The 13,372-nt window shown below is 67.9% G+C and carries 11 protein-coding genes; 8 read left to right on the top strand and 3 right to left on the bottom strand.

Annotation, left to right across the window (positions count from 1 at the left end):
* The first annotated feature begins 125 nt into the window (after positions 1 to 125).
* The 3 genes from ASE83_RS17715 (at position 126) to ASE83_RS17705 (ending at position 2,987) form a co-directional block, all read left to right on the top strand.
* Positions 126 to 1,130 carry a phospholipase A gene (locus ASE83_RS17715; RefSeq protein ID WP_055784812.1) on the top strand — a complete coding sequence of 335 codons (1,005 nt, stop codon included), beginning with the start codon at positions 126 to 128 and terminating at the stop codon, positions 1,128 to 1,130.
* 67 nt (positions 1,131 to 1,197) lie between these two features.
* Complete coding sequence (locus ASE83_RS17710) at positions 1,198 to 1,749, top strand: peroxiredoxin (RefSeq protein WP_055784809.1); 552 nt, start codon at positions 1,198 to 1,200, stop codon at positions 1,747 to 1,749.
* A 134-nt stretch (positions 1,750 to 1,883) separates the two neighbouring features.
* Positions 1,884 to 2,987, top strand: coding sequence for a GGDEF domain-containing protein (locus tag ASE83_RS17705; RefSeq protein WP_055784806.1), 1,104 nt, complete (start codon positions 1,884 to 1,886; stop codon positions 2,985 to 2,987).
* Between the two features lie 263 nt (positions 2,988 to 3,250).
* Here the strand turns inward: ASE83_RS17705 and ASE83_RS17700 are convergent, their stop codons facing one another.
* On the bottom strand, positions 3,251 to 4,876 hold the full coding sequence (locus ASE83_RS17700; RefSeq protein ID WP_055784803.1) for an NAD(P)/FAD-dependent oxidoreductase: 1,626 nt from the start codon (positions 4,874 to 4,876) through the stop codon (positions 3,251 to 3,253).
* 78 nt (positions 4,877 to 4,954) lie between these two features.
* Between ASE83_RS17700 and ASE83_RS17695 the strand changes: the two genes are divergently transcribed.
* Together ASE83_RS17695 and ASE83_RS17690 are read left to right on the top strand one after the other, a co-directional pair.
* The gene (locus ASE83_RS17695; RefSeq protein ID WP_055784801.1) at positions 4,955 to 7,366 is read left to right on the top strand and encodes a DUF3772 domain-containing protein; all 2,412 of its coding nucleotides are present in this window, start codon (positions 4,955 to 4,957) and stop codon (positions 7,364 to 7,366) included.
* A complete protein-coding gene (locus ASE83_RS17690; protein ID WP_055784798.1) occupies positions 7,363 to 8,115 on the top strand; it encodes a dienelactone hydrolase family protein in 753 nt (250 codons plus the stop codon). The genes ASE83_RS17695 and ASE83_RS17690 overlap by 4 nt, the downstream gene beginning before the upstream one ends.
* A gap of 82 nt (positions 8,116 to 8,197) precedes the next feature.
* Here ASE83_RS17690 and ASE83_RS17685 read toward each other — a convergent pair whose 3' ends face one another.
* Together ASE83_RS17685 and ASE83_RS17680 are read right to left on the bottom strand one after the other, a co-directional pair.
* Positions 8,198 to 8,620: a CoA-binding protein gene (locus tag ASE83_RS17685; RefSeq protein ID WP_055784796.1), complete on the bottom strand. Its 423-nt coding sequence runs from the start codon at positions 8,618 to 8,620 to the stop codon at positions 8,198 to 8,200.
* Position 8,621: 1 nt separating this feature from the next.
* On the bottom strand, positions 8,622 to 9,593 hold the full coding sequence (locus ASE83_RS17680; protein WP_082443120.1) for an Mrp/NBP35 family ATP-binding protein: 972 nt from the start codon (positions 9,591 to 9,593) through the stop codon (positions 8,622 to 8,624).
* Positions 9,594 to 9,708: 115 nt separating this feature from the next.
* Between ASE83_RS17680 and hflK the strand changes: the two genes are divergently transcribed.
* The 3 genes from hflK to ASE83_RS17665 all read left to right on the top strand — a co-directional run bounded on the left by hflK (position 9,709) and on the right by ASE83_RS17665 (position 13,286).
* A complete protein-coding gene (gene hflK, locus ASE83_RS17675) occupies positions 9,709 to 10,794 on the top strand; it encodes a protease modulator HflK (RefSeq protein ID WP_235513072.1) in 1,086 nt (361 codons plus the stop codon).
* Entirely contained in the window at positions 10,791 to 11,660 is an 870-nt protein-coding gene (gene hflC, locus ASE83_RS17670; protein WP_055784788.1) for a protease modulator HflC, read from the top strand. The genes hflK and hflC overlap by 4 nt, the downstream gene beginning before the upstream one ends.
* A gap of 93 nt (positions 11,661 to 11,753) precedes the next feature.
* Entirely contained in the window at positions 11,754 to 13,286 is a 1,533-nt protein-coding gene (locus ASE83_RS17665; protein ID WP_055784785.1) for a Do family serine endopeptidase, read from the top strand.
* The last annotated feature ends 86 nt before the right edge of the window (positions 13,287 to 13,372 follow it).

The following is a 13,372-nucleotide window of genomic DNA, read 5'->3' as shown; positions in this document are numbered from 1 at the left end:
GTTCGGCGGTGCCGGCCGAAACCGCGCACGCACGCGCGGCTTCGAACGGACTCCAGATAGGCGGGGGAGCGGGCAAAGCGCAAACGATGCTCGCGGTTGTCGCAAATGGGTGCCAGACAGGCGACATGATCGCGTTCGCCCTGCTCGCCGCCACCGCCGCCCAACCGCACCTGCGCATCGTCGCCGAACCGCCGGCCTCGGTCGCGGCGGCCGAGAAGGGCGTGACCGTCTTCGTACTGAACGAGGGGAGCAGCGAGGCGGAGGCGGTGCCGGCGGCGATGGAGGTCGTCACGGCCGATCAGGTCCCGCTGCGGATCGTCCCCGTCAATACCGTCACCGCGCGAATCGTGCCGGGGGGCTTTCGTGCGCTGCGCTACCGCATCGCCCCGGTGCAGGTCGCCGCGCCCGCGCCCGCGCCCGCCCCGGCCTCGCCGCGTGGCGAAACCGTGGTTGCGACGGCGGCGGGGCAGACGGCCGGGCTGCTCGACCGGTTCGAGCCCCATGCACCGGTCTATGGCGCGTTCGGGCTGGGATCGGACGGGGCGAAGCTGCAGGTCAGTCTCGCCTTTCGGCCGTTCGACGGCGCGGGTGCGCTGGATGGGGTGCGGCTGGCATGGACCCAGACGATGTTCTGGGCGATCGACCGGTCGTCGGGACCGTTCCGCTCCACCAACTACAGCCCCGAAGTCTATTATCAGCGGCAGGTGGACGACCGCATCGTCGCTGCGGCGGGCTATGCCCATGATTCGAACGGGCGCGATGTAGGGTCGATCGACGTGAACCGGATCTTCGCGTCGGCCAGCTATGTCGTGCCGATCGGTGGCGACTGGCGGATCGAGGCGACGCCGAAGCTGTGGACCTATGTCGGCACCGGCTATCGCGATCTCGACCGCTATTGGGGCAATATGTCGCTGGGTGGGGCGATCGGGCAGGTCGATGGCCTGCGGGTCGCCGCGTCGCTGCGCAATCCGGTGGGCAGCCACCGCGCGGGCGAACTCTATCTGTCCTATCCGTTGGGACGGACCGGCATCTACCTCTTCGGACAGGCCTTTGCCGGCTATGGCGAGGCGATCGACGACTATGCGCTGCGCGGCTCGAGCGCGCGGCTGGGCGTCGCCTTTACCCGGTGAATCGGACATGCTGGCGCGGGGCGGGGAACCTGTTAGGGTTGCAGGAACTTCGCTCAAGGAATTTCCGATGCGTCTCGCTCTGATCGTCGCCGCCCTGACCCTGCCGTTCGCCGCGCCCTTGTCCGCCGCGCTGGCGCCGGGCGCGCGCGCGCCCGACTTCACGACCAAGGCGGCGATCGCGGGGAAGGCGTTCACGCTCAACCTGCGCTCGCAACTGCGTAAAGGTCCGGTCGTGCTGTACTTCTTCCCGGCGGCGTTCACCGGCGGCTGCAACGCGGAGGCCAAGGCGTTCGCCGACTCGGTCGACGATTTCAAGGCGGCCGGCGCGACCGTCATCGGCATGTCGGCCGACGATATCGGAAAATTGCAGGAATTTTCGAAGGCCCATTGCGCTGGTCGTTTCGCGGTGGCGAGCGCCGGTCCGCGCGTGATCCAGGGGTTCGACGTGGCGCTCAACCGTCCGGCGGGGGCCGATGGCAAGGTGCGCACGATGACCACGCGCACCAGCTATGTCATTGGGCGTGACGGAAAGATCGTTTTCGTCCATTCCGACATGAACCCGGCCGACCATGTCCGTACGACATTGGAGGCGGTGCGCGGTCTGGCGAAGCGCGGCTGAACGCCCGCCGTCCGGGCGCCGCAAACGTGCACACAGGGTAAATTTCCGGGAAACCCGATCTTAGCAAACGCGCGATAGGCCCGTTTCGTACTTTCCTGCACGACGGGTGCGGGGCGGGAGCGAAGGGGCCGGACGTGTATCTGGAAAAAATCGGAGACGGCGGGGTATCGGCCGGATATGGGCTGATTCACGCCGTCCTCGCCTTTCTGGAGGATCAGCGGCTCGACCCGACGCCGCTCAATTACAGCTTCGCCTACCGCGTCGTGAGCGAGCCGGCCGGCACGCTGGCGATGGAGGTCGCACGGCGGACCGATGGCGGCATCCGCCTGACCGGCAGCGAAGTCGAACGGCTGGGCAATGCGATCGACGGGGCGGCAGGCATCGTGGTGGCACCGGCCGGTGATGGGCCGCAGCCGCCATCGCCCGCTCCAGCCCCGACCGCGTCGGCTCCGACCGAGACGGAGGTCGCCGCTGCCGAGGCTTTGGTGACGGAGACGCTGCGCCAGGTTGCGGGCTTTGCGACCATGGTGTCCGAGATGCGCACCGAAACCCAGGATTTCGGCCGCGACCTTGCCGCCAGTGCCGATGCGTTGCAGCGCTCCGCCCGGATCGCGTGCACCGATCCAACCATCGCCGAACTGGCGCGGATCACCGCCGCGATGCAGACGCGGGTCGAGATCGCCGAGGCGCGGCTTGAACAGGCGACGCGCGAGGCGAGCGAGCTGCGCGAACAGCTGGCCGCGGCACATGACGATGCGCGCCGCGATTCGCTGACCGACCTGCCCAATCGTCGCGCGTTCGAGGAGGCGGTGGAAGCCGTCGAGCAGGGTCCGATCCATGTCGCGATGTGCGACGTCGATCATTTCAAGGCGATCAACGATCTGCACGGCCATCCGGTCGGCGACCGGGTGTTGCGCGCCATCGGGTCGACACTGGTCCGCGAATGTCCCGGCCATATGGTCGCGCGCTATGGCGGCGAGGAATTCGCCGTGCTGATCGCCGGCATCGACATCGTCGAGGCGGAAGTGTTGCTGGAACGGGCGCGGATCGCCGTCGGGGAGCGTCGGTACCGCCTGCGCGAGAGCGATACGCTCATCAACGGAATCACCCTGTCGGCCGGGATGGTGACGATCGCGCCGGGGGACAACCTGCTGTCGGCGATCGAGCGGGTCGACGCGCTGCTGTACGAGGCGAAGCGCCGGGGCCGGAACCAGCTGGTTGGTGAAATCGCCCGATAGCTGGCGCATTACGCCGCGAAATTTTCCCAATTTCGCCCGATCATTCTACGGATTGCTTGTAAAGCAGTAGCTTACGGACTTGGCACGACCCCTGCAAAACATTCGGCATCGCCGTCGGAATGGTCCGCACGGCAGCAGGGAACAGCCACCATGATCCGTACCGAAACCCTCCGCCAGCATGTTGCCGCTTTATTCGGCGCGCTGCTCGTTTCCACGTTGCTGCTGTCGGTCGCCGCGCCGGTAGTGCCGATCGCCTGATCCCATCACTTGGCGATCATGGCGCGAGCCACCGCTTCCGCGACCTTGATCCCGTCCACCGCCGCCGAAAGGATGCCGCCGGCATAGCCCGCGCCTTCGCCCGCCGGAAACAGATTGGCGGTGTTGATACTCTGGAAATCGTCGCCGCGCGTGATCCGCACCGGCGACGAGGTGCGGGTTTCCACGCCGGTCATCACCGCGTCGGGATGGTCGTAGCCGGGGATGGTGCGCCCGAATGCGACCAGCGCCTCGCGCATCGCCGCGATCGCGAAATCAGGCAGGCATTGGGACAGGTCGGTCAGCGTCACGCCCGGGCGATAGGAGGGCAGCACGCTGCGCAGCGCGGTCGAGGGCTGTCCGGCAAGGAAGTCGCCGATCAACTGCGCCGGGGCACGGTAATCGCCGCCGCCCGCCGCATAAGCGCGTTCTTCCCATTTCCGCTGAAACGCGATGCCGGCCAGCGGATGGCCGGGATAATCGCGCGCCGGATCGATACCAACGACGATGCCCGAATTGGCGTTGCGTTCGTTGCGCGAATATTGGCTCATGCCGTTGGTCGCGACGCGCCCCGGCTCGGACGTGGCGGCGACGACGGTGCCGCCCGGACACATGCAGAAGCTGTAGACCGTGCGCTGGTTCGTGCAGTGATGCGACAGGGTATAGGCCGCCGCCCCCAGATCGGGATGCCCGGCGCAGGCACCGAAGCGGGCATTGTCGATCCAGCTTTGCGGATGTTCGATCCGGACGCCGATCGAAAACGGCTTGGGTTCGAGGAACACGCCGCGATCGTGCAGCATGTGGAAGGTGTCGCGCGCGCTGTGGCCCAGCGCCAGCACCACCGGACCGTCCGCCGCCAGCGTCTCTCCGGTCGACAGCTTCAGGCCCGTCAGCCGCCGGCTGCCATCGGGCCGTTCCTCCAGCTCGATATCGTCGACACGGTGCGAGAAGCGATATTCGCCGCCCAGTTCCTCTACGGTCGCGCGCATCGATTCGACCATAGTGACCAAGCGGAAGGTGCCGATATGCGGATGCGCCTCGGTCAGGATTTCCTCCGGCGCGCCGGCCTTCACGAATTCGGTCAGCACCTTGCGGCCCAGATGGCGCGGGTCCTTGATCTGGCTCCACAATTTGCCGTCGGAAAAGGTGCCCGCGCCGCCTTCGCCGAACTGGACGTTCGATTCGGGGTTCAGCTTGCTGCGCCGCCACAGGCCCCAGGTGTCCTGTGTCCGCTGCCGCACCACCTTGCCGCGTTCGAGGATGATCGGGCGAAAGCCCATCTGAGCGAGGATCAGCCCGGCGAACAGGCCGCACGGGCCGGCACCGACGACGATCGGGCGCGGCCCGGCATAGTCGGCGGGCATCTTCGTCACGAAACGATAGCCGGTATCGGGCGTCGGACCGACATGGCGGTCGCGCTTGGTGCGGTTCAGCACCTGCCCTTCGTTCTTCACCGTGACGTCGACCGAATAGACGAGCTGGATGTCGTCCTTGTCCCGAGCATCGTGCGCACGGCGGGCGATGGTGTAGCGGATCAGGTCGCGCGGGGTGATCCGCAGTCGTTCGCGGATCGCGGCGGCCAGCGCTTCTTCGGGATGGTTGAGCGGCAGTTTCAGTTCGGTGATGCGCAGCATCGGCCCATTTAGCGCGGGAGTCGGCACATCGCCATGGCCGCGATTGTCCGCAGGCGTCGATCGCGATAGGCGAGGGGCATGATCGGATCGCTGCTCCGCTGCCTGTTGTCGCTGCTGCTGGTCGTGACGGCCGTTTCCGCCATCGCCCAGACGGGGGCGACCCCCGATTACGCGACGCTGCTCGACCGCGCGGCCGACGAACTGAGGCGGGTCGACGGTGCGCTCGACACCCGGCTGGAAGGGACTGAACGCCCGGCGTTGCGTGGCCGGGCACAGGCGGTGCGGGCGACGACGCTCGACACCGTGCAGCAACTGACCGGCGACATGGCGCGGATCGACGCCCGGCTGGCGCAGCTCGGCCCAGCAGGATCGGGCGAGGACCCGGCGATCCGCGACGAACGCACCGCACTGGCCAAACAGCGCACCACGATCGATTCGGCGACGAAGCGTGCCAAGCTGTTGTCGGTCGAGGCGCAGCAGCTGATCGACGAGATTCAGGAGGGCCAAGCCGCCGAGCTGAACCAGAAGCTGTTCGGGCGCGGTGCATCGCCGCTGACGCCGGCCTTCTGGAGCGCGATCCTGCGCACCGTGCCGCGCGACGCGCACCGGATCGAGCGATTCATCGCATCGGAGGTCGATGCGGTGCGGGGGGCGGCATGGGCGCAGGCGTGGCCGGCATTGCTGGGCTTCGTCGTTGCGATCCTGCTGCTCGGCCCGGCGCGGCTGGCGGCGGCGCGGGTCGGGCAGCGGCTGTTGATCGAGGGGGCACCGGGGCGGCGGGTGCGGCGCTCGGCCAATGCGCTGGGCCGGATCGTGGTCGGCACGCTCGCGCCCTTTCTGGCGGCAGGCGCGCTGCTAACCGGTGCGCGCTGGGCTGGACTGGTCGCACCGCGCTGGGACCCGATGCTCGACCAGTGGCTGGTGGCGATCGCCTTCGCCGCCTTTTCCAGCGCGGTGCTGGGTGCGATGCTGATGCGCGGCAGCTCGAGCTGGCGGATTGCGCCGGTCGGCGATGCGGTGGCGACGCGGTTCCGGCCCTATTCGTTCCTGCTGGCGGGACTCGCGGGCTGCACCATCGCGCTGGATGCGGCCGACAGCGCGATCGGGACCAGCGCGGCGATCCGCGTCGCGACGCACTCGCTGCTGGCGCTGCTGCATATCCTGCTGATCGCCGCCACCCTGTTCGCGCTGGGTCGGATGAGGGCAGAGGCGATTGCAACGGGGGAGGATGGGACCGACGCGCCGGCGCATACCGGGCAGGCGGCCATGGCGCTGTTCGCCTGGGGCGTGGCCGGGGTTGCCCTGCTGGCGCTGGCGGCGGGCTATACCGGGTTCAGCCTGTTCGTCGGACAGATGGTGGCATGGACGCTGGTGCTGGGCGCGGCGGTCTATCTGGTCCTGGCCGCGACCGACGACGTCGCGACGTCGGTGTTCGAACGCGGCAGCCGGCTGGGCGTCGCGCTGACTCGCGGGCTGGGGCTGCGCGGGGGCACGGTCGATCAGTTCGGCGTGCTCCTGTCGGGCGTGCTGCGCGTGCTTATCGCGGTGGTCGCGTTCGCGCTGTGGCTGTTGCCGTTCGGGGGCAGCGGCGTGTCCGATGCGCTGACCCGGCTGGGCGACCTTGCGCGCGGGGTGCAGGTCGGCGGGGTCACCATCTCGCCCGGCGCGATCCTGCGCAGCGTCGTCGTGCTGGCGATCGGGCTGGCGCTGGTGCGCGGCTTCATGCGCTGGCTGGAGGGGCGCTATCTGCCCGCCACCGACCTGGACGGCAGCGGGCGCAATTCGGTCAGCCTGGTCGCGCGCTATGTCGGGATCGCGCTGGCGGTCATCTGGGCGCTCGCCTCGCTCGGCATCGGCGTCGAACGCATCGCGCTGCTGCTTTCCGCGCTGTCGGTCGGCATCGGCTTCGGTCTGCAGGCGATTACCCAGAATTTCGTCTCGGGCCTCATCCTGCTCGCCGAACGTCCGATCAAGATCGGCGACCTGATCCGCGTCGGCACCGACGAGGGCGATGTGAAGCGGATCAGCGTGCGATCGACCGAGATCACGCTGGCCGATCATTCGACGCTGATCGTGCCCAATTCCGAACTCATCACGAAATCGGTGCTGAACAAGACGCTGGCCAGCCCGCTGGGCCGCATCCAGATTCAGTTTTCGGTGCCGATCAACGTCGATGCGGCGGCAGTCCAGCAACTGGTGATGGATGCGTTCGCCCGCGAAGCCGCGGTGCTGGCCGATCCGGACCCGACCGCGTTCATCGATGCGATCGTCAACGATCGCATCGCGTTCAACTGTTTCGCCCATGTCGAATCGCCGCGTGCCGCCTATCGCGCGCGCAGCAACATCCTGCTCGACCTGCTCACCCGGTTCCGCGCGGAGGGGATCGAGATGGGAACCGTGCCGCAGCGGCTGGAACTGGTGGCGGCATCGCCCACCGACCCCGTTCCCCCCTTGCCAGTCGATCCTGTCGGCGGCACGGCACGGCCATGATCCTGCTCAGCGACGAATTCACCGACCTACCCTGCGCCGATGGCAGCGTGATGCGCACCCATGTCTTTCGCCCGGCCGGCGAGGGGCGGTTTCCGGGCGTAGTGCTCTATTCCGAAATCTATCAGGTGACGGCGCCGATCCGACGGCTGGCGGCGTTCATCGCGGGCCACGGCTATGTCGTCGCGGTGCCGGAGGTGTATCACGAGTATGAAGCGCCCGGCACGGTGCTGGCCTATGACAAGCCGGGCACCGATCGTGGCAACGACCTGAAGTTCCTGAAGCCGGTCGCCGGGTTCGACGCCGATGCGACGCTGGTGATCGACTGGCTGATGGCGCATCCGGCCTGTTCGGGGCGGATCGGCGTGGCGGGGGTGTGTCTGGGCGGGCACCTCGCCTATCGCGCGGCGCTCGATCCCCGGGTGCAGGCGGCGGCGTGCTTCTATCCGACCGACATTCATTCGGGAACGCTGGGCGAGGGTCGCTGCGACTACAGCCTGGCGCGGATCGGCGAGATTGCGGGCGAGATGCTGTTCGTGTGGGGGCGGCAGGACCCGCACGTGCCCTATGCCGGGCGCGAAGCGATCCGGGGGGCGCTGGAGGCGGCGGGGACGCGTTACGAATGGCATGAGGTGAACGCGCAGCACGCGTTCCTGCGCGACGAGGGGCCGCGGTACGACCCGGCACTGTTCGTCACCGCGACGGGATGGATGCTGAGCCTGTTCGCGCGGGTGTTGGGGGGACGGGCTTGAGGGGCTTTCGCCAAGTCCTGTAATCTCCGTTTGTGCTGAGTAGGGGCAACTCAGCACAAACGGATGGGAGCCATGAGGCATTCTACCCGACCGCCGCGACACCCAGCCTCGGTATTTCGATCTTCGGACAGCGATCCATCACCACCTGCAATCCCGCCGCCTCTGCGCGGGCGGCTGCTGCTTCGTTGACGACGCCCAGTTGCATCCACACCGCCTTCGCCCCCGCCGCGATCGCCGCGTCGACGACCTCGCCTGCCGCGGCCGAATTGCGGAAGATGTCGACGATGTCGATCGGTTCCCCGATCTGGTCGAGGTCGCGGAACACGAATTCGCCATGGAGATGTTCGCCGGTGATCTGCGGATTGACCGGGATCACGCGGTATCCGCACTGCTGGAGATAGGACATGACGCCGTAGGATGCCCGGTCGGGTCGGTCCGATGCGCCGACCAGCGCGATGGTCCGTGCCTCGCCGAGCAGGGTGCGGATGCCATCGTCGTCGAGCATGTCAGTTCCTCTGCAGCCAGTCGCCGACCTGCGCGGCTATAGACAGGAACGGCTCGGCCTCGGCGCCGTTCCCCGCCGCCGGGGGCTGGCCCGCATCCGACGCGGTGCGGATGTCGATCGCCAGCGGAATACGCCCCAGGAACGGGATGCCGAGCGCCTGCGCCTTCGCCTCCGCGCCGCCCGTGCCGAACGGATCGGACAGGCCGCCGCAATGCGGGCAGCAATAGCCGGCCATGTTCTCCACCAGCCCGATGATAGGCACGCCAGCCTTCACGAACAGGTCGATCGCGCGTGTCGCGTCGATCAGCGCTAGGTCCTGCGGCGTGGAAACGATGACGGCACCCGCCGGCTTATGCTTCTGGATCATGGTCAGTTGCACGTCGCCGGTGCCCGGCGGCATGTCGACGACCAGCGTGTCGGCCATCTGCCAATGCGCATCGACCAACTGGGTCAGCGCGCCTGCCGCCATCGGTCCGCGCCACGCGATCGCCTGACCCGCCGGGACCAGCTGCCCCATCGACAGCAGCGGCACGCCGTGCGGCGTCGCGACCGGCACCAGCTTCTTGTCGTGCGCCTCGGCCTTGATCCCATCCACGCCCAGCAGGCGCGGCTGCGACGGGCCATAGATGTCGGCGTCGATCATCCCGACCTTCCGGCCCGATCGGGCAAGCGCGATGGCGAGATTGGCCGACAGGGTCGATTTGCCGACCCCCCCCTTGCCGCTCGCCACCGCGACGATGCGCTGCTGCACCCGCTCGCTGGTCTGCGCGACGCGCACGCTGGCGATGCCGGGCGCGGTCATGGCGGTGGCCTTCACATCGGCCTCCAGCGCGTCGCGCGCCGCCGGGGGCAGGCCGGTGACGTCGAGGATGATGCTCGCCGAATCGCCGGTCACGCGGACCGTGGCGCGTCCGGCCGCGATGGGGCCAAGCAGCGCGTCGAGCGCGGCGGCGGGGTTCGATGCGGAAGCCATAGGCGGCGATGTAGCGTTCGAACGGCGCGTTACCACTGTAAAACGGAGGATCGGTCCCTATAAAGGATGGATGCGATGGATCATGGGGCGGCGCGCACGCGCGCAAGTGCTGGGGATGAGCGACAAGGGCCCATGGGGCGGCGGTGGCGATTCCGGTAACGGATCGGGCGGCGGCGGTGGGGGTGATGACGGCCCGCGCAACCCGTGGTCGATGCCGCCTGCGGGCAAGCGCGGCAAGATCGGCGGGTCGACCTCGCTCGACGATTTCCTGAAACGCGCGCGCAGCGGCGGGCCGGGCGGCGGGCCTTCGCTGCCGGCCAATGCGGGCCGGCTGTGGCTGGCGGCGGTCGCGGCGCTGATCCTGGTGTGGATCGCCTTTACCAGCTTCCATTCGATCGGGCCGCAGGAACGCGGCGTCGTGACGATGTTCGGCCAATATACCGGGACGCTCAATCCCGGCATCCAGTTCACGCTGCCCGCCCCGATCATGCGGGTGCAGGTGGAGGATGTGCAGAACACCCGCACCGAGAGCTTCCCGGCGGGCGGCACACAAGCCAATCTGATGCTGACCGGCGACCAGAATATCGTCGACCTCGCCTATTCGGTGCGCTGGAACATCAAGTCGCCCGAGGATTACGTATTCGAAATCAAGAACCCGCAGGAAACGGTGCGCGCGGTCGCCGAAAGCGCGATGCGCGCTGCCGTCGCGTCCAAGAACCTGACCCAGGCGATCGGTTCGGGCCGTGGTGACATCGAAACCGATGTGCAGCTGCGGATGCAGACGCTGCTCGACGAATATCAGTCGGGCGTGCGCGTGCTGGGCGTCAGCATCCAGAAGGCAGCGGCCCCGGCCGAGGTCGACAATGCGTTCAAGGCGGTGACGGCGGCGCAGCAGGAGGCGCAGTCGAACCTCAACCGCTCGCGCGCCTATGCGCAGCAGGTGATCGCCCGCGCGCAGGGTGACGCGACCGAGTTCGACAAGATCTACGAACAATATCGCATGGCCCCCGACGTGACCCGCCGGCGGCTCTATTACGAGACCATGGAGCAGGTGTTGAACCGCGCCGACAAGACGATCGTGCAGCCCGGCGTCCAGGCATATCTGCCGCTGCCCGAGGTGCGCCGCCAGCGGCCGGCGACCGAGGAGCCGCCGGCACCCGCCCCGGCGCCCGAAGCGCAGGCGACGGGAGCGGCACGATGAACCGCGCGCTGCGCAATCCGATGACCGTCGGCATCGCCCTGCTGGTTCTCGCTATCCTGTTGCTCAGCACGATCGTGATCGTGCCGGAAACGCGGCAGGCGGTGATCCTGCGCTTCCAGCAGCCGGTCGGCATCCTCAACCCCTATCGCGCCGACCAGCCGTTCGGGCGGACCGGCGCGGGTCTTGTCGCGAAGATTCCGTTCTTCGACCGCGTGGTGTGGATCGACAAGCGGGTGCTCGACATCGAGCTGAACAACCAGCCGGTATTGTCGACCGATCAGCTCCGGCTGGAGGTCGACGCCTTTGCCCGGTTCCGCATCGTCGATCCGTTGCAGGCGGTGATCTCGACCGGTTCGACCGCGAATACCGAGGAACGCGTCGCCAGCCAGCTGGAACCGCTGCTGTCCTCGGCGTTGCGCGCCGAACTCGGCCGGCGGACCTTCGCCTCGCTGCTCAGCCCCGAGCGCGGGGAGGTGATGGACAATATCCAGAACGCCTTGCAGCGGACCGCGCGGCAGTACGGCGCGGAGATCGTCGACGTGCGGATCAAACATGCCGACCTGCCAACCGGCAGCCCGCTCGATTCGGCGCTGGCGCGGATGCGCTCGGCCCGCGAACAGGAAGCGGCGACGATCCAGGCGCAGGGGCAGCGTGACGCGCAGGTCGTGCGCGCCAATGCCGAGGCGGAGGCCGCGCGTATCTATGCCGCCAGCTTCGGCAAGGACGCCGATTTCTATGCCTTTTGGCGCGCGATGCAGTCGTATCGCACGACCTTCGCCGGTGCGCCGGGGCAGGGCGGATCGACGTCGATCATCCTGTCGCCGGAAAACGGCTATCTCCGCGAATTCGGTGGCCGGGAACGCTAGGGCGCGCCCGGACATTCAAACCGCGTTCAGCAACGTAGTGGCAGGTTCGTCCCCGAAGGGGTTGCGAGCCAAATTCGAGAGGACCATCCAACCGTGCGTTACGCCTACGCCATTACATCCGCACTTCTGCTGGGCGGCGCTGCCGCCACCTTGACCCTCAACCCGTCGGACGCACAGACCGCGCAGAACGAGCCGGGCGCGATCAACGCCGTGTCGGCCCCGCGTGCGGGCGCGCCGATGAGCTTTGCCGACATGGTCGCGCGCCTGTCGCCGGCGGTCGTCAACATCTCGACCACGCAGCGCATCACCGTGCCGCAGCAGACGAACCCGTTCTCGGGCACGCCGTTCGAACAGTTCTTCGGCGGTCGTGGGGGCGGCGGCGGCGCGGCGCCCCGGACGCAGGAAGCGCAATCGCTGGGATCGGGATTCCTGATCTCCAGCGACGGTTACATCGTCACCAACAACCATGTCGTATCGGCCGGTGCTGAAGGGGCGACGGTCGAATCGATCACGGTGACGCTGGCCGACCAGAAGGAATATAAGGCGAAGCTGGTCGGGCGCGACGAGCTGTCCGACCTTGCGGTGCTGAAGATCGACGGTGCGACCTTCCCGTTCGTGCGCTTTGGCGATTCGCGACAGGCACGGGTCGGCGACTGGGTGCTGACGATCGGCAACCCGCTGGGCCAGTCGGGTACGGTCACCGCCGGCATCGTGTCGGCGCTGAACCGTGTCGGCCAAGGGCCGTATGATCGCTTCATCCAGACCGATGCCGCGATCAACCGGGGCAACTCGGGCGGTCCGATGTTCGACATGCAGGGCAATGTCATCGGCATCAATTCGCAGATTCTGTCGCCGACCGGCGGCAGCATCGGCATCGGCTTCGCGATTCCCGCCGAACAGGCCAAGCCGATCGTCGACAAGCTGATGAAGGGCCAGTCGGTGTCGCGCGGCTATCTGGGCCTGACGCAGCAGGAAATCAGCGCCGACATCGCCACCGCGCTGAACATCACGAAGGATCGCGGCGCACTGGTCAACGGCGTTTCGCCGAACGAGCCGGCGGCACGCGCCGGCATCCGTCCGGGCGACGTCATCATCGCGGTGAACGGCAAGGAAATCACGCCGCAACAGTCGCTGACCTATCTGGTCGGCAACGAAGCCCCGGGCAGCCGCGTCACGCTGGACGTGTTGCGCGACGGCAAGCGGCAGCAGATTCCGGTGACGCTCGGCACGCGTCCGTCGAACGATCAGCTCGCCCAGCAGAACGAACAGTTCGATCCCGACAGTGCGCCGACGACGCCGCGCGCCAGCACCAACCTGGCGGCGACCGCCGGCCTGGTGGTCCAGCCGCTGAGCCCGGCCATCGCCCGCCAGTTGCGCCTCGACTCGACCATCCGCGGCGTCGTCGTGGCGGACGTCGATCCCAACAGCGATGCCGCGACCAAGGGGCTGCGCCGCGGCGTGGTGATCCAGAGCGTCAATCGCCAGCCGGTGACGTCGGAGGCCGAACTGGCCCGCGCGATCCAGCAGGCCCGGGCGTCGGGTGCCAAGCAGGTGCTGATGTACGCCCAGCTCCCCGGATCGCCGTTCGCGCAGTTCGTGCCGGTCGGAATCGACGGGGCCAAGTAACGACAGCAATGGGGCGGTGGGACATCCCACCGCCCTTTTTCGTACACTGGCGGCATTTGCCTGCGCCGCGATCCCGGTCCATATCC

Source organism: Sphingomonas sp. Leaf32, from assembly GCF_001421765.1.
Taxonomy (GTDB): domain Bacteria; phylum Pseudomonadota; class Alphaproteobacteria; order Sphingomonadales; family Sphingomonadaceae; genus Sphingomonas.
This window is presented reverse-complemented; position numbering and strand designations above follow the sequence as displayed.